This is a genomic window from Ornithinimicrobium sediminis (genome assembly GCF_021272345.1).
Taxonomy (GTDB): Bacteria; Actinomycetota; Actinomycetes; order Actinomycetales; family Dermatophilaceae; genus Ornithinicoccus; species Ornithinicoccus sediminis_B.
The window spans coordinates 310,876-336,629 of sequence record NZ_JAJSDQ010000001.1 but is presented as its reverse complement, the minus strand read 5'-3'; the positions used below and the strand labels follow the sequence as shown (position 1 = coordinate 336,629).

The window sequence follows — 25,754 nt, the reverse complement described above, 5'->3', positions numbered from 1 at the left end:
CAGGTGACGGACTCTCCGATCGGCATCTTCGACTCGGGCTTCGGTGGCCTCACCGTGGCCCGGGAGGTGCTGGACCAGCTGCCCCACGAGTCCGTGCTCTACCTGGGTGACACGGCCCGGGCGCCCTACGGCCCGCGTCCGATCGCCGAGGTGCGGCGCTACGCCCTGGAGTGCCTGGACCGGCTGGTCTCGCACGGCGTCAAGGCTCTCGTCATCGCCTGCAACTCGGCGTCCGCCGCCGTGCTCGCCGACGCCCGCGAGCGTTACGACGTGCCGGTGATCGAGGTCATCCGCCCCGCGGTCCGGCGCGCCATGTCGGTCACCCGCACCGGTCGCGTCGGGGTCATCTCGACCCTGGCCACGCACCAGTCGAGGGCCTACCTCGACGCGTTCGCCGCGGCGCCCCCGCACGTCCACGTGCAGAGCCGACCCTGCCCCAGGTTCGTGGAGTTCGTGGAGGCCGGCGTCACCAGCGGGCCGGAGGTCATCGAGACCGCGCGGGGCTACCTCTCGCCGCTGCAGGAGGCCGAGATCGACACCCTCATCCTGGGCTGCACGCACTACCCGTTGCTGTCCTCCGCGCTGTCCTACGTGCTCGGTGACGAGGTCACGCTGGTCAGCTCGGCCGAGGCCACCGCGGCCGAGCTCTACCGGGTGCTGACCGACGCCGACGAGCTGCGCCCGGAGACCCAGGGGGAGCCCACCCACCAGTTCCTCACGACCGGTGACCCGCATGGCTTCACGCCCCTGGCCAGGCGGTTCCTGGGCCCCGAGGTCGAACACGTGGGCCGGGCCTTCGTCGGGAGGCCGGAGGAGTGATGCGCCTGACAGTGGTGGGGTGCGCAGGGTCGTTCCCGGGGCGGGAGGGTCCGGCCAGCTGCTACCTGCTCACGGCCGAGCACGCAGGCCGCAGGTGGGCTGTCGTCATGGACCTCGGCAACGGGGCGCTGGGGCCGCTGCAACGGCACGCCGACCCGATGTCGCTGGACGCCGTGCTGCTCAGCCATCTGCACCCCGACCACTGCCTGGACCTCACGGGGCTGCACGTCATGCGCACGCACCACCCCGGGGGACCTGCCTCGACCCGCCTGCCGGTGCACGCACCCGCCGGCGCCGGGGCGAGGCTCGCACGGGCGCACGGGGTCACCGCACCGTCGTCGGTCGAGGAGACCTACGACTTCCGTGAGCTGCGCTGCCGCCAGGACTTCGTCGTCGGGCCGTTCCGCGTCACCCCGTTCCGGGTCGAGCACCCGGTCGAGGCCTACGGCTTCCGGGTGGAGTGCCGAGGGGCCACGCTGGCCTTCACCGGCGACACCGACGCCTGCCCCGAGCTCACCCCGCTGATGGCCGATGCCGACCTGGTGCTGGCCGATGCCGCCTTCGTCGAGGGCCGCGACGAGGCCAGGGGCATCCACCTCACCGGACGCCGGGCCGCCCGCGCCGCTGTCGACGCCGGTGGGGTGCAGCGGCTCATGCTCACCCATGTCCCCTCCTGGAACGACCCCGAGGTGTGCCGGGCCCAGGCCGGGGAGATCTGGCCCGGTGAGGTGGAGCTCGCGCGGCCGGGCATGGTCGTCGACCTGGGCTGACCTGCGCGCACGTCACCGTCCTGTCAGGTTCGTCCCAGGGCCGTGGTGCGACACTGGCGACATGGCCTCCCGACTCGCTGCTCCGCTGAGCGGCGTCGCCGCCGGCGCCGTCACCCTCGGCGTGGCGGAGCTCACGGCCGCGTTCCTCACCCGCGTCGTCGGCACCGAGGGCACGCCCTCGCCGGTGCTGGCCGTCGGCGAGGCCTTCGTGGACCTGACCCCGGCCTGGCTCAAGGACCTGGCCGTGGCGGCGTTCGGCACCAGCGACAAGGCCGCGCTCTTCGTGGGGATGGGCCTCACCCTCACGGTGCTGTGTGCCCTGTTGGGCGAGCTGGCCCAGCGCCGTCCCACGCCGGGGCTGGTCGCCTTCGCCGTCGTCGGCGGTGTCGGCACGGCCGCGGTGCTGTCGCGCCCCGGCGCCGGGATCGTCGACGCGCTGCCGACCCTGGTCGGCACGCTGGCGGGTCTGTCGGTGCTCGCCTGGCTGACGGCCCGAGCCGGCGGGGAGGCTCGGGAGCACGGTGCCGGACCCACGGCCCCGGCCGGACCCACGACGCCAGCCGGGACGACCCGCCGGCGCAGCGTCGTGGCCCTCGGGGGTGGGCTGACCGTCGTCGGACTGCTCGGGCTGGCCGCGGGCCGGGTGCTGACCCAGGCCCAGGCGGCCGTGGAGGTCGCCCGTGAGGACGTGGGCCGTCGCCTGGCGCGGGTGCCGCGGCTCACCCGACGCGTGGAGGTGCCGGCCGGGGCCGACTTCCGGGAGCCGGGGACCAGCACGTTCGTCACGCCCAACGACAGCTTCTACCGGATCGACACCGCCCTGTCGGTGCCCCAGGTCGACCCCGCGACCTGGCGGCTGCGGGTGCACGGCATGGTGGACAACGAGGTCGAGATGACCTTCGACGAGCTGCTCGAGCAGGAGATGGTCGAGACCCTGGCGACCCTGACCTGTGTCTCCAACGAGGTCGGAGGCAACCTCGTCGGCAACGCCGTGTGGGTCGGCTGGCCCGTCCGGGAGCTGCTGGCCCGAGCGGGGGTGCACAGCGACGCCGACATGGTCCTGTCCACCAGCGAGGACGGGTGGACCGCCGGCACCCCGCTGGAGGTGCTCACCGACGACCGCGACGCCATCCTGGCCGTGTCGATGAACGGTGAGCCGTTGCCCCCCCAGCACGGCTTCCCGGTGCGGCTGGTGGTGCCCGGCCTCTACGGCTACGTCTCGGCCACCAAGTGGGTGGTGGACCTCCTGGTCACCCGGTTCGACCGGGACGAGGGCTACTGGACGCCGCGAGGGTGGTCCGAGCGGGGACCGGTGAAGACACAGTCGCGCATCGACGTGCCACGGCAGGGCAGCGACGTGCCCGCCGGCCGCGCCGTCATCGCCGGGGTGGCGTGGGACCAGCACACCGGGATCGAGCGTGTGGAGGTGCAGGTGGACGGAGGGGAGTGGCAGGAGGCGCAGCTGGCCCTCGAGCCCTCCGTCGACGCCTGGCGCCAGTGGCGGCTCGTCTGGGAGGCCGAGCCCGGCGAGCACACGGTCGTGGTGCGGGCGACCAACCGCGACGGCGAGACCCAGACCGACCGCAGGCAGCCCCCGGCCCCCAGCGGGGCGACGGGTCGGCACACCATCGACGTGACGGTGACCTGAGCGGGTCATCCGGCGCTGCCCCGCGCCACGGCGGTGTCCGTGCCCCACTGCGCGAGGTCGGCGGCGGCGCGTCCGCGCACCCATCCTCCGAGATCGCGGACCGAGCCCACGGACGCGGTCGAGGTGGCGGGGAAGAGGCGTCGCGTCTCGCGCTCCACCACCTGCGACCGGTCTGCCAGGACGTGCACCAGCTCGTCCGGCCGGCGGGCTGCACAGCTCGCCTGACGGGCCTGCTCCTGGACCACCGCTTGCAGCCGCTCGCCGGTCCGCACGGCGAAGCCGGTGAGGAACGAGGCGCGGAAGGCCCTCCCACGTGCGCGGCGCCCGGGTGGCTGGGTCGTGACCTCACGCTGCAGCGCGGTGGAGGCCTGGAGCATCAGCGAGGTGTAGAGCAGCTCGACGGTCCGCAGGTCCGACGAGCTCCCGACGACCGTGCTCAGACCGAGGCCCGAGCGCCACACCGCCCGGCAGCCGTTGGCCTCGCTGACCAGGTGCAGCAACAGCGCCTTCGGCGCCTCGTAGGGCCGGTCGACCCCGATCCGGACCGCCCCCGGGGCACAGCCGCCGTGACGCCGCTGCTCGTGCGCCGCGTCCTGCCGGCGCGCCGCGGCCTCGACCACGGCCCGGTCCAGGCTGTGTCTGGCCATGAGCGCCTGCGCCCCCGCCGTGAAGGTCTCCGCCTCGGCCTCGTAAGGCGTCGACTCCGCCTTGACCAGCAGGCGGCGGACCCGGGTGAGGACCTTGTCGTCCAGCGCCACACCCACGTCGTCGGGCTCGGGGCGCGCCTGGCCGGGCAACGGCCCGATCTGCTCGAGGACCGGCAGCGCCAGGAGCAGGCGGAGCACCGCCACCGCGTCCTCGCAGAAGGGCGCCCAGCCGGCATCGCAGTCGAGACGGCGCCCCGACGGGCCGTCGGGCGCCGCCGGCCGGTCCAGACCGCAGCTGTGCAGCTGCGCCCACCACCGTGCGTCCACGCTGGACCGCGCGTAGCCGGAGAGCTGCTCCACGAGGATGTCGTCCACCAGGCGGCCGGCGCGTGCTCGCAGGTGCCGCCGACCGTGGTGGCGCAGGTCTGCGGGCTGCCATCCCGTCTGCCACGCCTGCTCCACGAGGGAGCGCAGCACCAGGCGCAGCGCCGCCGACACCTCGCACCGCAGGGCTGGGTCGAGGTCGTCGAGCACCGTGCGGCCCTGCGTGCCCCGGCGCACCTGCCGCACCACCTCCTGCGTGACACGCTGTGCCTGCGCGGCCCGGGCCGTGCCCGCCTCGTCGTCCGTCCCTGCCATCTCGCGTCCCCTCGCTCCCGATCGACTGCCGCCCACTGTGCAGGTGCGGGACGGCCCCGGCCGCCCACCGTCCACAGGAGCGCCCCGACCGCGAGGATGTGGACGGCGTCTCTCGGGGACGCCGTCGAGGCCATCGGCGGGAGAGCGTGCTCGCGCACCGTCCGCCGCCGCTAGCCTGGGCGCATGACGACGCCACACCCCGCCGGCTTCCGGCACGACGGACGCACCGCCGACCAGCTCCGTGAGGTCCGCATCACGCGTGGCTGGCTGGACCACGCCGAGGGCAGCGTGCTCGTGGAGTTCGGCCGCACGAGGGTGCTGTGCGCCGCCTCCTTCACCGAGGGCGTCCCGCGCTGGCGCAAGGGCAGCGGCCAGGGCTGGACCACCGCGGAGTACGCCATGCTCCCGCGGTCGACCAACACCCGCAGCCCGCGCGAGTCGGTGCGGGGACGCATCGGGGGCCGCACCCACGAGATCTCCCGGCTCATCGGTCGCAGCCTGCGCGCGGTGGTCGACCTCGCCGAGCTGGGCGAGAACACCATCCACCTGGACTGTGACGTCCTCCAGGCCGACGGGGGCACGCGCACCGCCGCCGTCACCGGTGCCTACGTGGCGCTCGTGGACGCGGTGGAGACGGCGCGGTCCAGGGGTCTGATCCGGCCCGAGGCCCAGCCCATCGTCGGTGCGGTCGCCGCGGTCAGCGTGGGCGTGGTGGACGGCGAGCCGGTGCTCGACCTCGACTACCCGGAGGACGTCGACGCCGACACGGACATGAACGTCGTCATGACCGGTGACGGCCGCTTCGTCGAGGTGCAGGGCACTGCGGAGGGCACGCCGTTCGACCGCGAGCTGCTCGACGCACTGCTCGACCTGGCCGCCGAAGGCTGCGCGGAGCTCATCGCCCGGCAGGCCGCCTCCCTGGGCGCCGACGACATGGGCGGCGCGGACGCCCACGAGGCGGGAGCGGAGCTCCCGTGACGCCCACCCCCGCCGACCGGCGGATCGTGCTGGCGACCCGGAACTCGCACAAGGTCGGCGAGCTGCGGGACATCCTCGCCGAGGCGCTGGAGCGCACGGGCCTGGAGCTCGTCGGGGTGGAGGAGTACCCCCAGGTCGAGGAGGTCGTCGAGTCCGGGGTGACCTTCGCCGCCAACGCCCTGCTGAAGGCGCGTGCCACCGCGCAGGCCACGGGGCGGCCGGCGCTCGCCGACGACTCCGGTCTGGCGGTCGACGTGCTCGGCGGCAGCCCCGGTGTCTTCAGCGCACGGTGGTCAGGGGTGGGCGACGGTGACAAGGACCGGGCCAACAACGACCTGCTGCTCTCGCAGCTCGCGGACGTGCCCGACGAGCACCGGGGGGCGGGCTTCGTCTGCGCTGCTGCGCTGGTGCTGCCGGACGGCACCGAGGTCGTGCGGGAGGGCTCCGTGCGCGGTCGGGTCACCCGCCGGCCGCGAGGTGAGCACGGCTTCGGCTACGACCCCGTGCTGGAGCTTCCCGACGGCCGCACCCTCGCGGAGTACTCTTCCGCCGAGAAGCACGCCGTGTCCCACCGCGGCGCGGCCTTCCGTGCCCTGGCCGACGACCTCGTCCAGCTGTTCGGCCAGGCCGGCTGACGGCATACCCCGACCGACCCGAAGGAAACCATGGTCCACCAGTGGCGCGGCATCATCCGTGAGTATGCCGACCGCCTCGACGCCTCCGTCACCGCTACCGTCGTCACGCTGCGCGAGGGCGGCACACCGCTCATCCCCGCCGAGCACCTCTCCGAGCTCGTCGGCGCCCAGGTGCACGTCAAGTACGAAGGCCTGAACCCGACCGCCTCCTTCAAGGACCGCGGCATGACCACGGCGATCTCCGACGCGGCCCGCAAGGGGGCCCAGGCCGTCATCTGCGCCTCCACCGGCAACACCAGCGCGAGCGCCGCCGCCTACGCCACCAAGGCCGGGATGACGTGCGGGGTGCTCGTCCCGGACGGCAAGATCGCCATGGGCAAGCTTTCGCAGGCGGTTGCCCACGGGGCCACGCTCCTGCAGGTCGACGGCAACTTCGACGACTGTCTGACGCTGGCGCGCAAGCTCGCCGAGGCCTACCCGGTCGAGCTGGTCAACTCGGTGAACCCGGCTCGCATCGAGGGGCAGAAGACCGCGTCCTTCGAGGTGGTCGACGCCCTCGGCGACGCGCCCGACATCCACTGCCTGCCCGTCGGCAACGCCGGCAACATCACGGCCTACTGGAGGGGGTACACCGAGTACACCGCCGATGCCGCACGGCCGGGTCCGGCCACCCGGACCCCGGCCATGTGGGGCTTCCAGGCCGAGGGCGCGGCCCCGATCGTGCTCGGCCACCCGGTCGACCACCCCGAGACCTTGGCGACCGCGATCCGCATCGGCAACCCGGCCTCCTGGCGCCAGGCGGTCGCGGCACGCGACGAGTCCGGTGGGCTCATCGACGCCGTGAGCGACCAGGAGATCCTGGCGGCCCACCGTCTGCTGTCCTCCAGGGAGGGGATCTTCGTGGAGCCGGCGTCGGCCGCGTCGGTGGCCGGTCTGCTCAAGATGGCCGCCGCCGGCCGGGTGCCCCAGGGGGCGACCGTCGTCTGCACGGTCACCGGTCACGGGCTGAAGGACCCGCAGTGGGCGCTGAGGACCCTCGGCGGGGCCGAGATCGAGCCGACCCGCGTCTCGGTGGACGCCTTCAGCGCGGCACAGGCGCTCGGCCTGCAGGAGTGAGCCACTCGTGAGCGCTGCGCTGGAGCCTGGCCGGACGGTGCGCGTGAGCGTGCCCGCCAGCTCGGCCAACCTCGGGCCCGGGTTCGACACCGTCGGGCTGGCCCTCGGCATCCGCGACGAGTACGCGGTCCGGGTCACCTCGACCCCCGGGTTGGTCGTGGAGCTGCGCGGAGAGGGCGTCGAGCTGCTCCCGGACGACGAGGCGCACCTGGTGGCCAGGGCGATGCGCGAGGCGCTCGAGGTCCTGGGGGTCGGCTGGCTCGAGGAGCTCGCCCGCCGCGACCTCGGCCTGCAGCTGTCCTGCCACAACGTCGTGCCGATGTCGGCAGGTCTCGGGTCGTCGGCGACGGCGGTGGTGGCCGGGCTGGGCCTGGGCTTCGCGCTGGCCTCACGGGGGCCGCTCACCGACACCGAGCTCGCGCTCGTCAACACGCACGCCGGGGTGTGGGAGGGGCATCCCGACAACTCCTCGGCCAGTGTCTACGGGGGCCTGACCGTCTCGTGGATGCCGGCGTCCAGGGTCGTGCGCACCGCCCACCTGGTGGTCCATCCGGAGATCGAGCCGGTCGTGCTGGTCCCCCGGGGCGACCGGCTCTCGACGACCACCGCCCGCGCGGTGCTCCCGGGTCATGTGCCGCACGCCGATGCCGTCCAGCAGGCCGGCCGGGCGGCACTGCTGGTGCACGCGCTCACCACCGACCCGACGTTGCTGTGGGACGCGACCTGCGACTGGCTGCACCAGGAGCAGCGGCGCACGGCCTACCCGGCGTCGATGGCAGCGGTCGACACCCTGCGCGCCCAGGGGCATGCGGCGGTCGTCAGCGGAGCCGGGCCCAGCGTCCTCGCGCTCGTGCGCCGCGACATCGCCGAGGTGGTGGCGGCCGAGGTGCGGGGCTGGGGGCGGGCCTGGAAGGTCGTGCGCCCCGGCATCGCCCTGCACGGGCTGATCTCCACCTGAGCCCGTGCCGACCACCGACCTGCCACCCACCGGGGCGCCTTTCGACGAGGGGTCCCGCGTCCTGCCTGCCGTGGTCGCGCTGCTCGGGGCGCTGGTCGTCCTGGCCACCGTCGTCTTCGTCGTGCTCACCTCGGACGACCAGGAGGACCTCACCGTGGCACCACCGTCCCCGCCGACCGCCACCGAGGCCGCTCCCCGGACCGGGACCGGACCGCTGGAGGAGCAGGACCCGACGAGCCTGAAGGCGGCAGCGCAGGCGCTGGCGCAGCCCGGGGCCAGGGTGGTGGTGCTCGGCGACTCCACCGGCGACGACACAGGGGAGTGGGTCCACCTCTGGGCCCGGTCGCTGGGCACGGAGCGTGGTGCGACGCTCCTGCGGTGGGACGCCTTCGGCGACGCCGGCTACGTCGCCGCCCAGTCGTTCGGCGGGGTAGGCCCGGACGTCACGGTGCGGAACGGCTCGGTGACCGGCACCCGGGCCTCCTACGCGATGGAGCACCTCGACCTGCTGGTGCCGGACGACACCGACCTGGTGCTGCTCAGCTACGGGCACAACCACGGCCCGGAGGACGTACAGCAGGTGGCCGAGCTGGTGCGCCGGGTGCGCGCGGGCGCACCGGAGGCCGAGGTCGTGCTCGTCCTGCAGAACCCCCAGCTCGACGACGCCCACGCCGAGGTGCGGCAGGCGGTCGAGGACATCGCGGAGCAGGAGCAGGTGCCCACGATCGACGTGGCCAGGTCGTTCGCGGAGGCACCGCGACCCATCGGCGAGCTGCTGGTCGACCGGGTGCACCCCAGCGCCGAGGGCTCCCAGGTGTGGGCCCGGACGGTCGAGGACGCCCTGGAGCGGTGAGGGTGCGCCCGGCGGGACTCGAACCCGCACACCCTGGGGCACAGGAACCTAAATCCTGCGTGTCTGCCAGTTCCACCACGGGCGCGATGTGCCCCGCCAGTATGGAGGACTTCCTCAGGATGCTGTCACCGCGCCATGACATATTGGGCCGCGTGAGCACGCGCAACCCCATGGTGGGGGCCCTCCGGCGGACGGTCCTCGAGGTCGTCGGATGGACGCTGGTCGTCGTCGGCATCGCCCTGCTCGTGCTGCCCGGCCCCGGCCTGCTCACCGTGTTCGCCGGCATCCTGGTGCTCTCGCGGCAGTACGACTGGGCCAGGCGTCAGCTCCTGCCCATCAAGGTCCGTGCGTTCGCCGCAGCACGCGAGGGCGTGCGCACCTGGCCGCGCATCCTCTCCAGCGCCTTCGCGGGGCTGTGGGTCATGGGCTCGGGGTTCCTGTTCATCTACCCGCCCGCGGTCCCCGAATGGTTCCCGCTGGACGAGCAGTGGTGGTTCCCCGGTGGTGCCGTCGCGGGGGTGAGCATCGTGGTGTCCGGCATGATCGGGCTCGGTCTGCTCCTCTACAGCATCCGGCGCTTCCGCTACCCCGTCTCACCCGGGGTCGGGCCGGACATCCCGGCCCAGGGGACCCAGGACGCCTGAGACCGCGGCGCCCGCCGGTCAGCCCAGCGGGACGCCGAGGGCCTTGGCCAGCGACGCCACGTGCCCGGTGGCCTTGACGTTGTACCTGGCCAGCGTCACCGTGCCCGTGCCGTCCACGACGACGGTCGAGCGGATGACGCCGACGACCGTCTTGCCGTAGAGCTTCTTCTCGCCGAACGCGCCGTATGCCGTGAGCACCGACCTGTCCTCGTCGGCCAGCACCGGGAAGGTCAGGCCCTCGTCCTCGACGAACCGGGCGAGCTTCGCGGGCGGGTCGGGGGAGATGCCCACGACGGCATACCCGTGCTCGTGCAGCACGGCGAGGTTGTCGCGGAAGTCGCAGGCCTGCGTGGTGCACCCGGGCGTGCCGGCGGCGGGGTAGAAGTAGATGACCAGGTCACGCCCGGCGAAGTCTCCGAGGGACACCGGGCGGCCCTGGGCGTCGGGCAGCGTCCATTCGGGTGCCTGCAGGCCTACGTCGAGTCGGGGCATGAGGTCTCCTGAGAGTCGCGGGGGCAGGTTCTGCGTTATCGTCTCAGGCGTCTGCTGACCCTGTTGAGGCAGCCCACGCACGGATCGAGGAAGGGACGCTACATGGCCGACAAGCAGCCGTCCGACACGGCGCAGAAGGCACGCTCCACCAAGGAGATCGAGGCCGAGCTGGCTGCGACCCGCGAGCGTCTGGCCCGCACGGTCGACGAGCTCGCCTTCCGGGCCAGCCCGGAGGAGCTCAAGCGTCGGCAGGTGGAGAACCTGAAGGCGAGTGCACAGCGCCTGGTCTTCGACGAGCACGGCGACGTCCGGATGGACCGTCTGGCGACGGCACTGGGGGTCGTAGCGGGGGTGGCGGTGCTGCTCGGCCTCGGCCGGCGCGTCTTCTACCAGGGCTGAGCGTCCGCTCCTGATGGCAGAGCACGGCAGGCTGCCGATCCGCATGCTGCACGACCGCGTGCTCGTCTCCGCCGAGGACGAGCACGCGGAGCGTCGCTCGGGGGGAGGGATCGTCATCCCGGCGACGGCCTCGGTGGGCAAGCGGCTCGCCTGGGCACGCGTGGTGGCGACCGGTCAGAACGTCCGCCAGGTGCAGATCGGCGACCGGGTGCTCTTCGACCCCGAGGACCGTGCCGAGGTGGAGCTGGCGACCACCTCCTACGTCCTGCTGCGTGAGCGCGACATCCATGCCGTCGCAGCCGAGCGCGTCGAGGACGGCCGCACGGGGCTCTACCTGTGAGCGCCGCATGATCGTCGACCAGGCCGTCTACCGCGACGGCGTCCGCTTTGCCTGCACCGACCTGGGTGTCGAGCTGGGCCGCCTCGCCGCGGGCCACAGCTCCGGCTTCGTCTGGATCGGTCTGAAGGACCCGACCGACCGCGAGTTCGACGAGGTGCGGGACCAGCTGGAGCTGCACCCGCTGGCCGTGGCCGATGCCGTCAACGGCAAGCAGCGGGTCAAGGTGGAGCGCTACGACCAGACCATCTTCGCGGTGCTGAAGACCCTGCGCTACGTCGAGAGCACCTCCGACATCGAGACCGGCGAGGTCATGCTCTTCGTCGGTGAGCACTTCGTCGTGACGATCCGGCGTGGGGAGGCCGCGCCGCTGGCGGGGGTCCGTGAGCGGTTGGAGTCGACGCCGGAGCTGATGGCGGAGTCGGGGCCGGCGGCGGTGTTCCACGCCGTGCTGGACGCGGTCGTCGACACCTACCGCGACATCGACACGGAGGTGCAGCGTGACCTCGACGAGATCGAGGCTGCCGTGTTCGGGTCGGGGGACCCTGCCCGCTCGGAGACGATCTACGCGCTGAAGCGGGAGGTGCTGGAGTTCCGTCGTGCCGCAGCGCCCCTGGTGCGTCCGGTCGGGTGGCTGCACGAGGAGAGCAGCCCGATCGACTCGACCGAGCTGCGCCTGCAGTTCCGTGACGTCGAGGACCACCTGATCCAGGTCGTCGAGCACATCGACACCTACGACGGCCTGCTGACCGACGTGCTCAGCGCGCACCTCACCCAGGTCGGGGTGCAGCAGAACGACGACATGCGCAAGATCAGCGCCTGGGTGGCCATCGCGGCGGTGCCCACCCTGCTGGCAGGCATCTTCGGGATGAACTTCGAGCACATGCCGGGGCTCGGCTGGCAGTGGGGCTACCCCGCCCTGCTGGTGCTCATGGTCGTGATCTGCCTGTCGCTCTACCGCGCTTTCCGGCGCACCGGCTGGCTCTGAGGCACTCCGTCCTGACGCGACGCCACCAGGTCTGCAGACGTGGTCAGCGGTCACCACTCCTGCAGACCTGTGTGAGGCAGAAGCAGGGCGTCAGCCGACCTCGTCGCGTGCCGCCACGAAGGCCGCGACACAGGCCCGCACGTCCTCCTCGCTGTGCGCCGCCGACAGCTGCACGCGGATGCGGGCTTTGCCCTTGGGCACCACCGGGTAGCTGAAGGCGATGACGTAGACGCCGCGCGCGAGCATGGCATCGGCCACCTGGGACGCACGCCGGGCGCCGTCGTCACCGGGGAACATCACCGGCGTGATGGGATGCGTGCCCTCCAGCACCTCGAAGCCCGCCTGCGCCATGAGTCTGCGGAAGAGCGCGGTGTTGGTGCGCAGCCGCTCCCGGGGCTCCGCCGCCTCGCGTGCGATCTCCAGGGCCTTCAGCGAGCCGGCGACCACCGAGGGGGCCACGGCGTTGGAGAAGAGGTAGGGCCGGGCCCGCTGGCGCAGCAGGTCGACGATCTCGGCGTGCGCCGCGACATACCCTCCGCTGGCACCGCCCAGGGCCTTGCCGAGCGTGCCCGTGATGATGTCGACGCGGTCCAGCACACCGCAGTGCTCGTGGGTGCCCCGTCCGTGCTCGCCGACGAAGCCGACGGCGTGGGAGTCGTCGACGAAGACCATGGCCCCGAACTCCTCGGCCAGGTCGCAGATCTCCTCCAGCGGCGCGTAGTAGCCGTCCATCGAGAACACCCCGTCGGTCACGACGACCGTGCGGCGCGCACCGGCGTCACGCGCAGCCTCCAGCTGTCGGCGCAGGTCGGCCAGGTCACGGTTGCGGTAGCGGAAGCGCCGGGCCTTCGACAGCCGGATGCCGTCGATGATGGAAGCGTGGTTGAGCTCGTCGGAGATGATGGCGTCCTCGGCCGTGAACAGGACCTCGAAGACGCCCCCGTTGGCGTCGAAGCACGACGAGAACAGGATGGCCTCCTCGGTGCCGGAGAAGTCGGCGATCGCCCGCTCCAGCTCCCGGTGCTGGGTCTGCGTCCCGCAGATGAAGCGCACCGAGGCCATGCCGAACCCCCACCTGTCCAGGGCCTCCCGGGCGGCGGCCACCACGTCGGGGTGGTCGGCCAGCCCGAGGTAGTTGTTGGCGCAGAAGTTGAGGGCCTCCGCCTGCGTGGTGCTGACGTGCGACGACTGCGGCGTCGTCAGCTCCCGCTCGACCTTGTAGAGCCCGTCGGCGCGGATCTGCTCCAGCTCCTCGACGAGCGCCTGCTTCACGGCATACATCTGATCTCCTGTCCTAGCTCCAGTCCATGATGACCTTGCCGCACTCGCCGGACCGGGCGGTGGCGAAGGCGTCGCCCCACCGGTCCGCCGGGAAGCGGTGCGTGATGACCGAGCGGATGCGCTCGCGCAGGACCTCCGAGGTCTGCAGCATGAACGTCATCCGGTACCACGTGTCGTACATCTCGCGCCCGTAGATCCCCTTGATCGTGAGCATCCGCGTGATGACCGGCCCCCAGTCGATCGCGAAGGGCTCCTTGGGCAGGCCGAGCATGGCGATCTTGGCACCGTGGGTGCAGTTCGCGATCAGCTCGGACATCGCGGTCGGGAAGCCGCTCATCTCCAGGGCGACGTCGAAGCCCTCGGCCATGCCGAGCTCGGCCTGCACGGGGGCGATGCGCTCACGCGCCACGTTGACCACCCGGTCGGCACCCGCCGCCCGGGCGAGCTCGAGGCGGACGTCGGAGATGTCGGTGGCCACGACGTAGCGTGCGCCGATGTGCCGGGCGATCGCGACGGCCATCACCCCGATGGGCCCGGCGCCGGTCACCAGCACGTCGTCACCGCTCATCGGGAAGCTCAGCGCCGTGTGCACGGCGTTGCCGAGGGGGTCGAAGACGGCGCCCAGCTCGGGGTCGATGTCGTCGGGCTGCACCCACACGTTCGTATGCGGCACGCACACGTAGTCGGCGAAGGCACCGTCGCGGTTCACCCCCAGGTTGGAGGTCTGGACGCACATGTGCTGGCGGCCGGCCCGGCAGTTGCGGCACACCCCGCAGATGACGTGGCCCTCGGCCGAGACGCGCATGCCGACCCGCAGGTCGTACTGCCCCCCGTGCCGGGGCACGCCGGAGCCGATCTCGACGATCTCACCGTAGAACTCGTGACCGACGACGAGCGGGGGGCGCAGCATGGAGGCGGACCAGTCGTCCCAGGCCTCGATGTGCAGGTCGGTGCCGCACAGGCCGGCCCGCAGCACCCTGATCTTGACCTCGGCAGCACCGGGGGAGGGCTCTGGCACGTCGACGAGCTCCAGCCCCGGTCCGGCGTGTGTCTTCACGAGTGCGCGCATGCGCACATCCTGTCCCACGTCCGCAGATTTCATCGGCCGGCCCCCCTGGTGCTACTGTTCTCTGCTGTTGCGCCAATAGCTCAATTGGCAGAGCAGCTGACTCTTAATCAGCGGGTTCGGGGTTCGAGTCCCTGTTGGCGCACTCCGTGCAGACGCCCTTTCGGACCACGGTCCGGGAGGGCGTTCGCGCGTCCCGGGCGCACCGGACCCGGATGGGTGCCAGACTTGGCCGGTGTGAGCACCACGAGAACCGACCCCCCCACGTCCGACGCCAGCCCCGACCTCAAGAACGCCTTCAAGCGGGCCGTGCAGCAGTTCACCCGGGACGGCGGACCCGACCTGGCCGCGGCGCTGACCTACTTCGCCGTGCTCTCGCTCTTCCCGGCCATCCTGGCCCTCACCTCCCTGCTCGGGCTCTTCGCCGACAGCGAGGAGGTCATCACCAACCTGCTGCAGATCGGCAGTGACCTGGGGGCGCCGGACAGTGCGCTGACCCAGGTGGAGGACTTCATCACCTCCACGGGCCAGAGCGGGGGAGCGGGCATCGCCCTGCTCGTCGGTGTGGGCGCTGCACTGTTCTCGGCGTCCAACTACGTCAACGCCTTCACGCGCGCCATGAACCGCATCTACGGTGTCGAGGAGGGCAGGCCCGTGTGGAAGCTGCGCCCGTGGACGTACCTGGTCACGGTGGTGCTGGTGGTCGGTGTGCTGGCGGTCGCGATCGCCCTGGTCCTCAGCGGTGGTATCGCCGAGGCCGTCGGCAACGTGGTGGGCCTGGGCAGCACAGCGGTGACGGTGTGGAACATCGCCAAGTGGCCGGTGGTCGTCCTCATCGTGATGCTGCTCGTCGCCTTCCTCTACTGGGCGACCCCGAACGTGCGCCCGAAGTTCCGCATCCTGTCCTACGGGGCGGCGTTCGCCATCGTCGTGTGGGCGCTGGCGACGGTCGCGTTCGGCCTCTACCTGGGCTCCGGGCTGGCCTCCTACAACGCGACCTACGGGGCGCTCGCCGGCGTCATCATCATGCTGCTGTGGCTCTGGATCACCAACATCGTGCTGGTGCTCGGAGGGGAGCTGGACGCCGAGCTCGAGCGCAGCCGGCAGCTGCAGGCCGGCATCGCCGCCGAGGAGCAGATCCAGCTGCCGCTGCGGGACACCCGGAAGGTGGAGAAGAACCACGAGAAGGAGCGCGAGCAGCGCCAGGAGATGCGCCGGGTGCGTATGGAGGCGGGCACGGGGCGCTCCGACGAGGACTGAGCCCACTGCCCTCGGATGGTCGGGAGCATCGGCCGAGAACAGGTACGATGGTCCGCGTTGCCCGGACGGCGTGAGCCTCCCGAGCAGCCGTGGTGGGTGTAGCTCAGCAGGTAGAGCGCCGCGTTGTGGTCGCGGATGTCGCGGGTTCAAGTCCCGTCACTCACCCTCAGGGGATGGACGTGATCTACGTCACTCCAGGTCAGGCCCCGGATTCCCGTGCGACGGTGCGGAATCCGGGGCCTTTCGCGTTGAGCAGGTGTGAGCAGGAGTAGGCTCGTTAGAGCGGTAAAACTGACACACAGCTGACACACCGCCGCTGAGGTCGGGAGGTGGGCACCGGTGGGCACCAGCCAAGCCAAGGGCAGACTGCCGCAGGGTGTCGTGCGTTTCCGCGGCCGCTACCGAGTGCGGATGGACCTCGACGGGAAGACTCACTCCCTGGGTGTCTACGACACGCTCACGGACGCCAAGGCTGCGTTGAGCATCGCCAGGGCGGACGCAGCGCGAGGCATATTCGTCCCACCCGCTGCCCGTCGTGCCGCCCATCGGGCCGAAGCCGAGCGTCAGGCTGCGGAGAGTCTGACTTTGCGCGAATGGTCCGAGACGTGGCTAACAGCGCTGGAGGCCAACCCCGACAGGTCCAGGGGGACGATCGTCGCCTACCGGTCGGTCCTCAAGAACCACGTCGTCCCCCAGCTAGGAGACGTGCGTCTGGTGGACCTGACCACCGAGATGGTGGCCGACCACCTGGCCGCCCTCGCCCGCCTGCCCAGCAAGCGGCACGCGGGTGCGCGGACGAACGGGGTGGCAGCCAACGCCTCGATCGTCCTCCGTTCATGCATCAACGCAGCTGTGAAGTCCCGCGCCGGCGGACTTGAGACGTTCACGTTCCCGGTGGCGCGGAAGCATCGGCGGGTCCGCCCCGAGGATGAGCAGGGCGACGTGGCGACCGCCGAAGAAGTCAAGTCGTTCGCCGAGGCTATGCCCGCGCACCTACGCATCGCGGTACCGCTAGCCGCGTGGTGTGCCCTCCGCATGGGAGAGGTGCTCGGCCTGCAGCGCCGGGACCTGGAGCACCTGGACGACCCCAGCCGGGCAACCCTGCATGTCAGGCGTCAATGGAACAGTCAGGCGAAGTCGCTGACCCCTCCCAAGGCGGGCAGCGTGAGGAGCATCGCCATCCCCGCCGCTCTGCTGCCCGCGTTGGTCATGCACCTTGGCACGTTCACCGGGTCCGAACCGACCGCCCCCGTCCTCTGCGGCCCGCGTGGGACTCGAGTCAGCCAGTCGACCCTTGATCGACACTGGCGAGAAGCTCGCGATCGTTCCGGGCGTCCCGGGTTCCACTTCCACAACCTGCGGCACACCGGCCTGAGCGCCTACGCCGTTCAAGGGGCGACGCTGGCCGAGTTGCTACACAGGGGCGGCCATACCGACGTCACCGTGGCGCTGCGGTACCAGCATGCGACCGCGACACGAGACAGGGCACTGACCGAGCGCCTGAACCGGGTGATCGGCAGTTAGTCGTCTCGCATCACCGTCGGGATGCGCGTCATGAGATTGTCCACGTCGTCGGGGTTCACCCGGATGATGCGTGATCCGCTGCGGTAGGCAGGCAACCGCCCGTCGGCGATCCTTCGCCGCAGTGTGTAAGTGCTGAGCCCGGTCCGAGCGGCCGCCTCGGCAAGAGACTCGAACTGACGCCTAGTGGTCGTATCCATGCTTGCGGTGCGCTTGCTCATGCATCCAAAAGCGGAGTCGCGGGGCCTGGGGTCTCAGCGGCGAGCAGACGCAGGCCAACCTCTAGTCTGCGTCCTGTGGGCGAACAGAGCGAGGGTGTGACCGTTCCTTACGCGCGTGTGCCTTTGGACACCGACCGGCTACGGGCTCTCCGGCTCCAGAGGGGATGGTCGCAGCATGCGCTCTCGGTGGAGGTCGGGGTCCAGGGCGCTGCTGCCATCTCAGCCTGGGAGCGGGGTGTCGCCACGCCTCGACCGAGGACGCTGCGTCGGGTCGCTGAGGTGTTGGGTGTCGAACCGGTCGAGCTGCTCGCGATCGACAACGCTGAGGGTCTTGCGCTTCGAGAGCTGCGGGTCAGCCGGGGGATGAGCTTGCAGGGCTTGGCGGAGACGGCGAACGCTTCCTCGTCCACGGTCCGGCGGTGGGAGAGCGGCGACTTCAGGAGGATGCCCGCCAAGGACGTGGTGGACGCGCTGGCGCGCGCGCTGGATGTCTCTACGGCACAGGTGGAGACGGCGCTCGTTCTGGCGCGGCGTGGGGCCTGAGATCGTGCCGCGGTGATTGTCGCGCCAGCGCCCCTTGGGTAACGGTTTGGCAAGAACACTCGGCGACGGCGGCTCTGGCGTCTACTCTCGAAGCGGCCCCAGTGGGATGGGGCCGGGGGCATGGGGTCCCACTTATCCACAGACTCCGCTATGGGGCCGCTGAAGGTTCGGGGGTATCGCTAAAGTGCCAAATCGTCGGAGAGTGAGACCCGGGCGACCCGCGAGCCGCTTTGGTGGGTGAGGGAAGGACGCGCTATGGGGACAAGTACTCGAGCTACCGCGGTGAGTCTGGTCGCGGCAGTGACGCTTGTCCTGGCCGGCTGCAGCAACGACCCCGGCGACGAGATTGCCACTCAGACGCCTACCAACCCGGTCGCGACGACAGCGCCCACCCCGACCACCGATGCACCGACGGACGCCTCCGAGACCACCACCGCAGCGCCTGAGCTGTCGGACGAGGAGCAGGACCGGGCAGACGTCGAGGCCACGCTGCAGGCCTTCAATGCAGCCTTGGCGCGAGCGACCACCGGCGAGGAGTCGATCGAGGGGATCTACCCGTTCTCTCGTGACACGGCTCGCGAGCAGTGGGTCACCGAGGTGATGGCCGCCGAGGCGCAGGGAATCACCTTCACCGGTGGGACCGACCTGGAAGTGCTCGAGGTGATGATCGACGAGGAGACGGCGGAAGCGGTGGCCTGCGCCGACGTGTCTGCTGTCGAGGCGGTCGACGAGGACGGGGAGTCCGTCATCGCGGACGACCGCCTGGACGAGACGCTGAAGGACTTCGTCCTGGAGCGTGACGACTCCGCGGAGCTCGGCTGGTACATCGTGGACGACACGAACAGGAACGAGCCGTGCGACGGCTAGCCGTCCTGTGGCGGGCCATCCTCAGCATGATGTTGGGCGCGTCCCTGACGGCCCTGATCGGTGCGCCCGCTCAGGCCGAACCGGATTGCGTCAAGGTCAGCGAGCTGACCGGTCAGTGCATGATCTACGTCCCGCCGCCTCCGCCGGACTACCCGGCTCCGCCGCGTGACGGGTCGGGTGAGCCGGGGGAGGGCGGCGACCCGGTCTGTGCGGACCCGTTGCTGGACCGTGAGGTGCCGTGCGTCATCCACGACTGGTACTGGTCGTATGAGTGGGCGTGCTGGACGAAGTACGCCGACCCGCAGCCGCCCTGGGGCGACCCTGCCTGGAGTGGTCGCACGGAGGGGGCGATCTTCTGGTGCTCGCGCGGTGTCACCTTGACTGACCCGTTCCCGCCGGACACGGTCCCCCGGTGGGCCCCGTCACCGCCGTGGGGTGCCCCGCCGGACCCGGAGGAGCTGGCTCGGGCGGCGGTGGAGTCGATGAACCTGCGGGCAATCCAGATCGGGATCGTGCCCGAGCAGGGACCGGACCGGGTCGGGCTGGTGGGGTTGCCGACGTGGATGTGGGTCGAAGACCTGGGTGGGTCGACGTGGGGGCCGATCACCCGGACTGCCAGCTCGGGGCCGTGGTCGGTGACGGCGACGGCGCAGGTGGACCGGATCGAGTGGGACATGGGGGACGGGACCGTCGTGGTCTGTACCACGCCGGGTACCACGTACGAGGACCGGTTCCAAGACATGGACAGCCCGGACTGCGGCCACCGGTACGAGCAGCAGGGCCGGTACGCGATCTCGGCGACGTCGTACTGGGTCATCACCTGGGCGGGCTTGGGACAGTCGGGAACGATCGAGATGGACCTGGTCCAGGACGGTCAGATCGTGATGGGGGAGGTCCAGGTGCTGAGCCAGTAGGAATCAGGGGCGGGGAAGGGCCTTCGGGGTGGAAAGCACCTCGAGCCTCACGCAAACGGGATGGGGAGAGGGACTAATGGCCAAGAAGCTGGACCCGGGTGAGGGTCAGGGGAGCACCGGCGGGTCATCGCCGCCTCCTGTCGCACCGAGGCCTGGGGAACCGGTCTCTGTGCCGGCCCCGCCGAAGCTGCGCCGGCGACCGGTGTTGGCTCTGGCCGGTCTGGGCCTGGTCCTGATGGGGGCCCTGCTGGCGGTGTGGGTGTACCTGTCCAACACGGACTCGGTGAGCGTGGTGGCGGTACGGGACACGGTGATGCGGGGAGAGACGATCACCGCGGGCGACCTGATGGCCGTCCAGGTCACCCCGGACCCGGCGCTGCAGGTCGTGCCTGGCGCCGACCTGGAGTCGTTCGTGGGCCAGCGCGCGGCACGGGACCTGTCGGCCGGGACCCTGCTGACCCGTGAGGCGACCGCCGAGCAGGTCGTCCCGGGCGAGGGGCAGTCCGTCGTGGGTTTGGCGTTGACGGCCGAGCTGATGCCCGGGGAACCGCTGGCGGTGGGGGACCGCGTGCGGGTGGTGGCCACCCCTGGTCAGGCCGGTGACCCGGCGACGTTCGAGGCGCAGGACACCCTGTTTGCGGCGGAGGTGGTCGGTGTGGCCACGTCGCTGGAGTCGGCGCAGACGGTGGTCTCGGTCCTGGTGCCGGAGCAGGACGCGGCGCAGATCGTCCAGTGGGCCTCCGCGGGTCGGGCCGCGGTGGTCCTGGACAGCCGCGAGGGGGACTGAAGGTGGCGGTCATCGCGCTGACATCGGCCTCCGGTTCGCCGGGGGTGACGACGACCGCCTTGGGGTGGGCGCTGTCCCGGGGGCGGCCCACGGTGTTGGTGGACGCTGACCCCACCGGTGGTTCGGCGATGCTGGCCGGGTACCTGCGCGGGCAGATGGTGCCGCCGGACGCATTGTTGGAGCTGTGGACCGCGCACCGCCAGGGCAGGCTACGGGCGGCCTTGCCGTCCCTGGCCATGCCACTGCCCGGGTCCCAGGTGGGACTGCTGCCCGGTACCCGCTCCCACGGACAGGCCCGCATCCTGGCCGGCCTGTTTGAGCCGTTGCTGGCCGCGCTCAAGGCACTGGAGGGCACCGGGCAGGACGTCATCGTGGACGTGGGCCGCCTCGGTCTGGCCGGGTCACCATCCGCGTTGCTGCACGGGGCGGACCTGGCCCTGGTCGTGTGCCGAGCCGACCTGGTGTCGTTGTCCGCCCTGCGGTCCTGGCTGGCCACGATGCACACCGAGCTCGCAGAGGTCGGCGCAGCGTCCTCGTCGCTGGGTGTGGTGCTGGTGGGTCCCGGACGCCCGTACAGCCAGGGTGAGGTAGGCAAGGTGCTGGCCGGGGTGTGCGGCGGCAGGTCCCCGGTCCTAGCGTCCGTGGCCTGGGACCCCAAGACTGCCGCGGTGTTCTCCGCCGGCGCGCAGGTGCGCCGTCTGGAGGGCAGCAGGCTGGTCCGCAGCCTGCGCACCCTGGACGTGGCCGCCCGGGATGCTGTGGCCGGCACCGCCGCGGACCTGACCGGGGCGGGGGTGCAGGCGTGAGCGTCGAGGAGCTGGATGTCGGCACCGAGCAAGGCGGCAGTGCCGACCCGGCCGGGCTACCACTGTTCACCACGCCCAAGACCTCGGAAGACACCCCGTCCCGGGCTGAGGGACTACCTCGGGGTCGGCGCCGAGGCGGGTTCACCCTCACCCCGCCCGCCGAACCACCGGACACCAACGGCACACCACCGGAGACCACCACCGGGGTCGCTCACCAGCCCGAACTGCCCGGACCGGGGGGTGGGGGCAACGTGGTGCCCCTGCACGCCGGGGACGGGCGGGTGTCTGCTGGGGGTGTCTGGTCGGGGTCGGGGGTGGACTGGGAGCTGGTGGCGAGCCTGCGGCAGCAGACCGCCGACCGGCTCAGCCAGGAAGGGCAGCCCACCGGTGAGGAGGACCGGGGCGCCCAGCAGGAGCGGGGCCGGGTGATCATCACCGACCTGTTGCACCAGGAGGCCACCGAGCGGCTGCGGGCCGGTGAGACCGCCTGGGAACCCGAGGTGCAGGAGGCTTTGGCTAGGGCGGTGTTCGATGCGGTGTTCGGGCTGGGCCGGCTGCAGCCGCTGGTCGACGACCCGCAGGTGGAGAACATCATGATCTTCGGCCACGACCAGGTCACCGTTGAGCTCACCGGCGGCAAGCAGGTGGCCGCTGCACCGGTGGCGGACTCGGATGAGGAGCTGGTGGACTTCCTGATGTTCGTGGCCTCCCGCTCGGAGGTCAACGCCCGGTCGTTCTCCCCGTCCCATCCCGAGCTGCACCTGCGGTTGGACGGCGGCGCCCGGTTGGCGGCGCAGGCGTGGGTGACGCCCCGACCGCAGGTGGTGATCCGCCGGCACCGGCTGACGCAGGTGTCCCTGGATGACCTGGTCGCCCTGGGCACGCTCAGCGGTGTGGCTGCGTCGTTCCTGGCGGCGGTGGTCCGTTCGGGGCGTTCGGTGGTGGTCTCCGGTGCGCAGGGCGCGGGGAAGACGACGATGGTGCGGGCGTTGTGCCATGAGATCCCGAAGTATGAGGTCATCGGCACCTTCGAGACCGAGTACGAGCTGCACCTGCACGAGATGCGCGACCGGCACCCGTACGTGTTCGCGTGGGAGGCGCGGCCGGGGTCCGGGGAGGTCGGCCCGGACGGGCAACGTGCCGGGGCGTTCAGCCTGGACCAGGCGTTGCACGGCAGCTTCCGGATGAACCTGAACCGGCAGATCGTCGGCGAGGTCCGTGGCCCGGAGGCCGCGGCGATGCTCAAGGCCATGCAGTCCGGGTCCGGGTCGATCTCTACTACGCACGCGGCACACGCCGTTGGGGCGGTGGAGAAGCTGGTGACGTGCGTGATGGAGTCCGGCCAGCACGCGACCCACGAGTTCGCTCTGCGGGCGGTCGCGTCGGGTGTCGACGTCGTCGTTCACGTCACCAAACAGACCCACCCGGGCCCGGACGGGAGCGCTCAGGTGTCCCGGTTCGTCTCCCAGATCATCGCGGTGGCGTTGGGGGAGGAGCAGACCGGGTACGCCGTCACCCACGTGTTCACCGCGGACCCAGGGGCGACGGTGGCTTCCCCGGATGTGCTGCCGGATGAGTACCGGGACCTGGCGCGGTTCGGTTTCGACCTGGCCGGCTTCACCCAGGCGCAGGAAGGCACCGGGCCATGAGCACCGTGCTCGTCGGGCTCGCCGGCGCCCTGGTCACCGGCGGGATGATGGCGCTGGTCCTGGGGTTGCTGGCCCGGCCGATCCCGCCGGCCCGCCCACAGAGGACCAGCACGAGCCGTCTTCGGGTGAGCCCGCGGACCCGGGTGCTCCTGGGAATCGGACTGGCGGGGGGTGCCCTGGTGGCGGTGGCGACAGGGTGGGTGATCGCCCTGGTCCTCGCCCCGTTGGCCCTGGCAGGTGTCCCGGTGCTGCTCGCCGCGCCCCCCGCGCGACGGGAGGTGGAACGTCTGGAGGCGATGGAGGAGTGGGTCCGCACCGTGGCCGGCACGCTGGGTGCCGGGGTCGGGCTGGAGCAGGCACTCCTGCGGTCGTTGCGGTCCACCCCGGAGCCGATCAAACCGGAGGTGACCCGCCTGGCGGGGCGTTTGCGGGCACGGTGGGCCACCGAGGACGCGCTGCGGGCGTTCGCCGACGACCTGGACGACCCCACCGGGGACCTGATCGCCGCCAACCTGGCGCTGGGGGCGCGTCGCCGCGGCGGCGGGCTGGCCACCGTCCTGGGCGCCCTCGCCGAATCGGTGGGTGAGGACGTGCGGGCCCGCCGGGAGATCGAGTCGGACAGGGCCAAGCCGCGGGCCAATGCCCGGCTGATCACCGGGATCACCCTGGGAGTGCTGGGGTTTTTGTCCCTGTCCGGGGACTACATCGCCCCGTACGGGACCCCGGTCGGGCAGGTCCTGCTGGGCACCTTCCTGGCCCTGTACGTCGGGATGCTGATCTGGCTGCGCACGATGGCCCAGGGCAAAGCGATGCCCAGGTTCATCGGCGCATCTGTCCGGGACGGCGCGTCATGACTGCCGTGCAGCTGCTGCTGGCCGCCGGTGGCCTTGTCGGGGCCGGGGTGGCGCTGGTGCTGTTCCAGCTGGTCCCTGCCCACCCCGACCTGGGGCAGACCCTGACCAGGCTCTCCCCGGCCGGCGCCCGGGAGGCTCAGGCCGCCGCCCAGGCCAGCGCCCAGGCCCGGGTCCAGGGCACCGGCGACGCGCGGGATGTGCGGGACGTGCTGGGTGCCTGGGGTGCCCGGCACCTGCCGCCGGCGGTCTGGGGGAGGGTGGCGCCCGCGGACCTGGCCGTGGTGGGCACGACGCCGACCCGGTTCTACGGGGAGAAGATCCTGTACGCCTTCATCGGCCTGGTCGCCGGCCCGGTGCTGGCCTGGACCGTGATGCTCACCTTCGCCGTCCCGGTGTACGTGCCGGTCGTGGCGACCCTGCTCCTGGCCGTGGTCCTGTGGTTCATCCCGACGTACAACGTGGTCACCGAAGCCCGGGACGCCAGGGTGGAGTTCGCGCGGGCCCTGGGCGCGTTCGTGGACCTGGTGGCCCTGGAGATGGCCTCGGGGTCCGGCCCGCGGCAGTCGATGGAGGCCGCGGCCGCGGTCGGGGACTCCTGGGTCTTCGCCCGGTTACGTGAGGAGCTGGCGCGGACCCGGTGGTCCGGGCTCACCCCCTGGGACGCGCTGCGTCAGCTGGGCAACGAGATCGACCTGCCCGACCTGCACGAGCTGGCCGACATCATGCGCCTGTCCGGGGAGGACGGGGCCCGGGTCTACCCCCAGCTCAAGGCTCGCGCGACCAGCATGCGCTCAGCGATCCTCTCCGCGCAAAAGACCAGGGCCAACGAGGTCAGCGAACGAATGACCCTGCCGATGACCCTGCTCGGGCTGATCTTCCTGCTCATCCTGATCACCCCCCAGATGCTGCGCATGGTGGGGAGCTGACCGCCACGACAACCCCACCCATCCGACCGACTTGATCCGTCAATTCACACACCATCAAAAAGGGGAGCAACCATGAAGAAGTCCACCATCCACTACAGCGTCCGGGCCGCTGCCTACCCGCAGCGTGTCCGCGCCGAGATCATCGACCGCGGTGAGCGGGGGTCGATCTCGGTGGAGACCGTCGTCATCGCCCTGGGGCTGTTCGCCCTGGCCACCCTCATCGTCGGTCTGCTCACGAGCTGGGCCACCGGCAGGCTGGGCGGTTTGGGCTGATGCGGCACCGGCCCGTTCCGCTGTCCCGGCCGGTGGCGCGATCCCCGTGCGTCAGTGCCCGGGACCGTGGTGCGGCGTCGGTGGAGGTCGTCGTGCTGTTGCCGTTGGTGTTCCTGCTGCTGTTCGCGATGGTGCAGGGAGGGCTGTGGTTCCACGCCCGGGCCGTCGCCCTGGCGGCAGCCCAGGAGGGCGCCCGGGTCGCTGCGGCCGAGGACTCCTCGGCCGGTGCCGGCATCGCGGCAGCTTCGAGCTTTGTGGCCGACGCCGGCAGCGGCGTCGTCCTGAACGTGGCCGTCTCCGGGTCCAGGACGGTGACGTCCGCGACCGTCACCGTCACCGGCCACGCGCAGAGCCTCATTCCGTTCCTGGACCCGGCCGTGGCCCAGTCGGCCAGCTTCCCGACCGAGAGGATCACCGGATGAACCGCCGCGTGCGTGGGACCGGATGTGACCGGGGGTCGGTGTCGGTGGAGATAGTCGTTCTCGGCCCGGTCCTGCTGTTCTTCGTTCTGGCCGTGTTCTTCGCCGGCCGGTACGCCCTGGCGCAGCAGTCTGTCCAGGCAGCGGCCGCTGAGGCGGCCCGTGCTGCCTCGATTGCCCGCTCAGCCGGTGAGGCGTCCGGTTCCGCAGCCGGCGCGGCGTCGGCATCTCTGGCCAACCAGGACGTGCGCTGCGCGACCCAGTCGGTGTCGGTGGACACCAGCGCCTTCGCGCAGGTCCCCGGGACACCCGGGATGGTCTCGGCGACCGTGTCCTGCCAGGTCGACATGTCCGACCTGGCCTTCCCCGGTATCCCGGGCAACCGCACCCTGGAGGCGACCATGTCGTCCCCGATTGATACGTACCGCTCACGGCAGGGGTGAG

General features: G+C 71.5%; 30 protein-coding genes and 3 tRNA genes. 27 read left to right on the top strand and 6 right to left on the bottom strand.

The window, feature by feature from the left end; genetic code table 11:
• Window positions 1-3 precede the first annotated feature (3 nt).
• The 3 genes from murI to LVO85_RS01480 all read left to right on the top strand — a co-directional run bounded on the left by murI (window position 4) and on the right by LVO85_RS01480 (window position 3,237).
• Window positions 4-819 carry a glutamate racemase gene (gene murI, locus LVO85_RS01490; protein ID WP_232745633.1) on the top strand — a complete coding sequence of 272 codons (816 nt, stop codon included), beginning with the start codon at window positions 4-6 and terminating at the stop codon, window positions 817-819.
• Window positions 819-1,589 (top strand): MBL fold metallo-hydrolase, encoded by a 771-nt coding sequence (locus LVO85_RS01485; protein WP_232745632.1) that lies wholly within the window; start codon window positions 819-821, stop codon window positions 1,587-1,589. The genes murI and LVO85_RS01485 overlap by 1 nt, the downstream gene beginning before the upstream one ends.
• A 61-nt stretch (window positions 1,590-1,650) precedes the next feature.
• On the top strand, window positions 1,651-3,237 hold the full coding sequence (locus LVO85_RS01480; RefSeq protein ID WP_232745631.1) for a molybdopterin-dependent oxidoreductase: 1,587 nt from the start codon (window positions 1,651-1,653) through the stop codon (window positions 3,235-3,237).
• A 5-nt stretch (window positions 3,238-3,242) separates the two neighbouring features.
• Here the strand turns inward: LVO85_RS01480 and LVO85_RS01475 are convergent, their stop codons facing one another.
• Window positions 3,243-4,523 (bottom strand): DUF2786 domain-containing protein, encoded by a 1,281-nt coding sequence (locus LVO85_RS01475; RefSeq protein ID WP_232745630.1) that lies wholly within the window; start codon window positions 4,521-4,523, stop codon window positions 3,243-3,245.
• 183 nt (window positions 4,524-4,706) lie between these two features.
• Here LVO85_RS01475 and rph point away from each other — a divergent pair, with 183 nt between their 5' ends.
• The 5 genes from rph to LVO85_RS01450 are packed head-to-tail and all read left to right on the top strand — an operon-like array spanning window position 4,707 to window position 9,063.
• Window positions 4,707-5,501, top strand: a complete 795-nt coding sequence (gene rph / locus LVO85_RS01470) for a ribonuclease PH (protein WP_232745629.1) — start codon at window positions 4,707-4,709, stop codon at window positions 5,499-5,501.
• Window positions 5,498-6,136: an RdgB/HAM1 family non-canonical purine NTP pyrophosphatase gene (gene rdgB, locus LVO85_RS01465; RefSeq protein ID WP_232745628.1), complete on the top strand. Its 639-nt coding sequence runs from the start codon at window positions 5,498-5,500 to the stop codon at window positions 6,134-6,136. The genes rph and rdgB overlap by 4 nt, the downstream gene beginning before the upstream one ends.
• Window positions 6,137-6,166: 30 nt before the next feature.
• Complete coding sequence (gene thrC, locus LVO85_RS01460; RefSeq protein ID WP_232745627.1) at window positions 6,167-7,252, top strand: threonine synthase; 1,086 nt, start codon at window positions 6,167-6,169, stop codon at window positions 7,250-7,252.
• A gap of 7 nt (window positions 7,253-7,259) precedes the next feature.
• Entirely contained in the window at window positions 7,260-8,210 is a 951-nt protein-coding gene (locus LVO85_RS01455) for a homoserine kinase (RefSeq protein ID WP_232745626.1), read from the top strand.
• 4 nt (window positions 8,211-8,214) lie between these two features.
• A complete protein-coding gene (locus LVO85_RS01450; RefSeq protein WP_232745625.1) occupies window positions 8,215-9,063 on the top strand; it encodes an SGNH/GDSL hydrolase family protein in 849 nt (282 codons plus the stop codon).
• 3 nt (window positions 9,064-9,066) lie between these two features.
• On the opposite strand, the gene LVO85_RS01445 is transcribed toward LVO85_RS01450, so the two are convergent.
• Window positions 9,067-9,148 (bottom strand) — tRNA-Leu (locus tag LVO85_RS01445).
• Between the two features lie 67 nt (window positions 9,149-9,215).
• Here LVO85_RS01445 and LVO85_RS01440 point away from each other — a divergent pair.
• Window positions 9,216-9,707, top strand: a complete 492-nt coding sequence (locus tag LVO85_RS01440; RefSeq protein ID WP_232745624.1) for a PGPGW domain-containing protein — start codon at window positions 9,216-9,218, stop codon at window positions 9,705-9,707.
• An 18-nt stretch (window positions 9,708-9,725) separates the two neighbouring features.
• Here LVO85_RS01440 and bcp read toward each other — a convergent pair whose 3' ends face one another.
• Entirely contained in the window at window positions 9,726-10,199 is a 474-nt protein-coding gene (bcp, locus tag LVO85_RS01435; protein WP_232745623.1) for a thioredoxin-dependent thiol peroxidase, read from the bottom strand.
• Between the two features lie 102 nt (window positions 10,200-10,301).
• On the opposite strand from bcp, the gene LVO85_RS01430 reads away from it, so the two are divergent.
• The 3 genes from LVO85_RS01430 to corA are packed head-to-tail and all read left to right on the top strand — an operon-like array spanning window position 10,302 to window position 11,923.
• Entirely contained in the window at window positions 10,302-10,598 is a 297-nt protein-coding gene (locus tag LVO85_RS01430) for a DUF3618 domain-containing protein (RefSeq protein WP_232745622.1), read from the top strand.
• A 13-nt stretch (window positions 10,599-10,611) separates the two neighbouring features.
• Window positions 10,612-10,938: a GroES family chaperonin gene (locus tag LVO85_RS01425; RefSeq protein WP_232745621.1), complete on the top strand. Its 327-nt coding sequence runs from the start codon at window positions 10,612-10,614 to the stop codon at window positions 10,936-10,938.
• Window positions 10,939-10,945: 7 nt separating this feature from the next.
• Window positions 10,946-11,923 carry a magnesium/cobalt transporter CorA gene (corA, locus tag LVO85_RS01420; protein WP_232745620.1) on the top strand — a complete coding sequence of 326 codons (978 nt, stop codon included), beginning with the start codon at window positions 10,946-10,948 and terminating at the stop codon, window positions 11,921-11,923.
• A 90-nt stretch (window positions 11,924-12,013) separates the two neighbouring features.
• On the opposite strand, the gene LVO85_RS01415 is transcribed toward corA, so the two are convergent.
• Window positions 12,014-13,204 (bottom strand): glycine C-acetyltransferase, encoded by a 1,191-nt coding sequence (locus LVO85_RS01415; protein ID WP_232745619.1) that lies wholly within the window; start codon window positions 13,202-13,204, stop codon window positions 12,014-12,016.
• Window positions 13,205-13,217: 13 nt separating this feature from the next.
• On the bottom strand, window positions 13,218-14,273 hold the full coding sequence (tdh, locus tag LVO85_RS01410) for an L-threonine 3-dehydrogenase (RefSeq protein WP_232745618.1): 1,056 nt from the start codon (window positions 14,271-14,273) through the stop codon (window positions 13,218-13,220).
• A 69-nt stretch (window positions 14,274-14,342) separates the two neighbouring features.
• Between tdh and LVO85_RS01405 the strand changes: the two genes are divergently transcribed.
• From LVO85_RS01405 to LVO85_RS01390, 4 genes are all read left to right on the top strand, one after another.
• Window positions 14,343-14,415: transfer RNA gene (locus LVO85_RS01405), tRNA-Lys, on the top strand.
• Between the two features lie 92 nt (window positions 14,416-14,507).
• Entirely contained in the window at window positions 14,508-15,530 is a 1,023-nt protein-coding gene (locus tag LVO85_RS01400; protein ID WP_232745617.1) for a YihY/virulence factor BrkB family protein, read from the top strand.
• Between the two features lie 92 nt (window positions 15,531-15,622).
• Window positions 15,623-15,695: transfer RNA gene (locus LVO85_RS01395), tRNA-His, on the top strand.
• A gap of 174 nt (window positions 15,696-15,869) precedes the next feature.
• Window positions 15,870-17,054, top strand: a complete 1,185-nt coding sequence (locus LVO85_RS01390; RefSeq protein WP_232745616.1) for a tyrosine-type recombinase/integrase — start codon at window positions 15,870-15,872, stop codon at window positions 17,052-17,054.
• On the opposite strand, the gene LVO85_RS01385 is transcribed toward LVO85_RS01390, so the two are convergent.
• Window positions 17,051-17,272, bottom strand: coding sequence for a helix-turn-helix domain-containing protein (locus tag LVO85_RS01385; protein WP_232745615.1), 222 nt, complete (start codon window positions 17,270-17,272; stop codon window positions 17,051-17,053). The two genes, LVO85_RS01390 and LVO85_RS01385, sit on opposite strands and share 4 nt — an antisense overlap.
• 75 nt (window positions 17,273-17,347) lie before the next feature.
• On the opposite strand from LVO85_RS01385, the gene LVO85_RS01380 reads away from it, so the two are divergent.
• The 11 genes from LVO85_RS01380 to LVO85_RS01330 all read left to right on the top strand — a co-directional run bounded on the left by LVO85_RS01380 (window position 17,348) and on the right by LVO85_RS01330 (window position 25,753).
• Window positions 17,348-17,815: a helix-turn-helix domain-containing protein gene (locus LVO85_RS01380; RefSeq protein WP_232745614.1), complete on the top strand. Its 468-nt coding sequence runs from the start codon at window positions 17,348-17,350 to the stop codon at window positions 17,813-17,815.
• A 300-nt stretch (window positions 17,816-18,115) separates the two neighbouring features.
• Window positions 18,116-18,682: a hypothetical protein gene (locus LVO85_RS01375; RefSeq protein WP_232745613.1), complete on the top strand. Its 567-nt coding sequence runs from the start codon at window positions 18,116-18,118 to the stop codon at window positions 18,680-18,682.
• Window positions 18,670-19,596 (top strand): hypothetical protein, encoded by a 927-nt coding sequence (locus LVO85_RS01370; RefSeq protein ID WP_232745612.1) that lies wholly within the window; start codon window positions 18,670-18,672, stop codon window positions 19,594-19,596. Before LVO85_RS01375 ends, LVO85_RS01370 begins: the two co-directional genes overlap by 13 nt.
• A 169-nt stretch (window positions 19,597-19,765) precedes the next feature.
• Entirely contained in the window at window positions 19,766-20,383 is a 618-nt protein-coding gene (locus tag LVO85_RS01365) for an SAF domain-containing protein (RefSeq protein WP_332875390.1), read from the top strand.
• 2 nt (window positions 20,384-20,385) lie between these two features.
• Complete coding sequence (locus LVO85_RS01360; protein WP_232745611.1) at window positions 20,386-21,189, top strand: hypothetical protein; 804 nt, start codon at window positions 20,386-20,388, stop codon at window positions 21,187-21,189.
• Window positions 21,186-22,838: a CpaF family protein gene (locus LVO85_RS01355; protein WP_232745610.1), complete on the top strand. Its 1,653-nt coding sequence runs from the start codon at window positions 21,186-21,188 to the stop codon at window positions 22,836-22,838. The genes LVO85_RS01360 and LVO85_RS01355 overlap by 4 nt, the downstream gene beginning before the upstream one ends.
• On the top strand, window positions 22,835-23,692 hold the full coding sequence (locus LVO85_RS01350) for a type II secretion system F family protein (RefSeq protein ID WP_232745609.1): 858 nt from the start codon (window positions 22,835-22,837) through the stop codon (window positions 23,690-23,692). The genes LVO85_RS01355 and LVO85_RS01350 overlap by 4 nt, the downstream gene beginning before the upstream one ends.
• Complete coding sequence (locus LVO85_RS01345; RefSeq protein ID WP_232745608.1) at window positions 23,689-24,618, top strand: type II secretion system F family protein; 930 nt, start codon at window positions 23,689-23,691, stop codon at window positions 24,616-24,618. Before LVO85_RS01350 ends, LVO85_RS01345 begins: the two co-directional genes overlap by 4 nt.
• A 72-nt stretch (window positions 24,619-24,690) precedes the next feature.
• Window positions 24,691-24,891, top strand: a complete 201-nt coding sequence (locus tag LVO85_RS01340; protein WP_232745607.1) for a hypothetical protein — start codon at window positions 24,691-24,693, stop codon at window positions 24,889-24,891.
• Window positions 24,892-24,971: 80 nt separating this feature from the next.
• Entirely contained in the window at window positions 24,972-25,313 is a 342-nt protein-coding gene (locus LVO85_RS01335; RefSeq protein ID WP_232745606.1) for a TadE/TadG family type IV pilus assembly protein, read from the top strand.
• 44 nt (window positions 25,314-25,357) lie between these two features.
• Window positions 25,358-25,753 (top strand): TadE/TadG family type IV pilus assembly protein, encoded by a 396-nt coding sequence (locus tag LVO85_RS01330; RefSeq protein ID WP_232745605.1) that lies wholly within the window; start codon window positions 25,358-25,360, stop codon window positions 25,751-25,753.
• Window position 25,754: the final 1 nt, after the last annotated feature.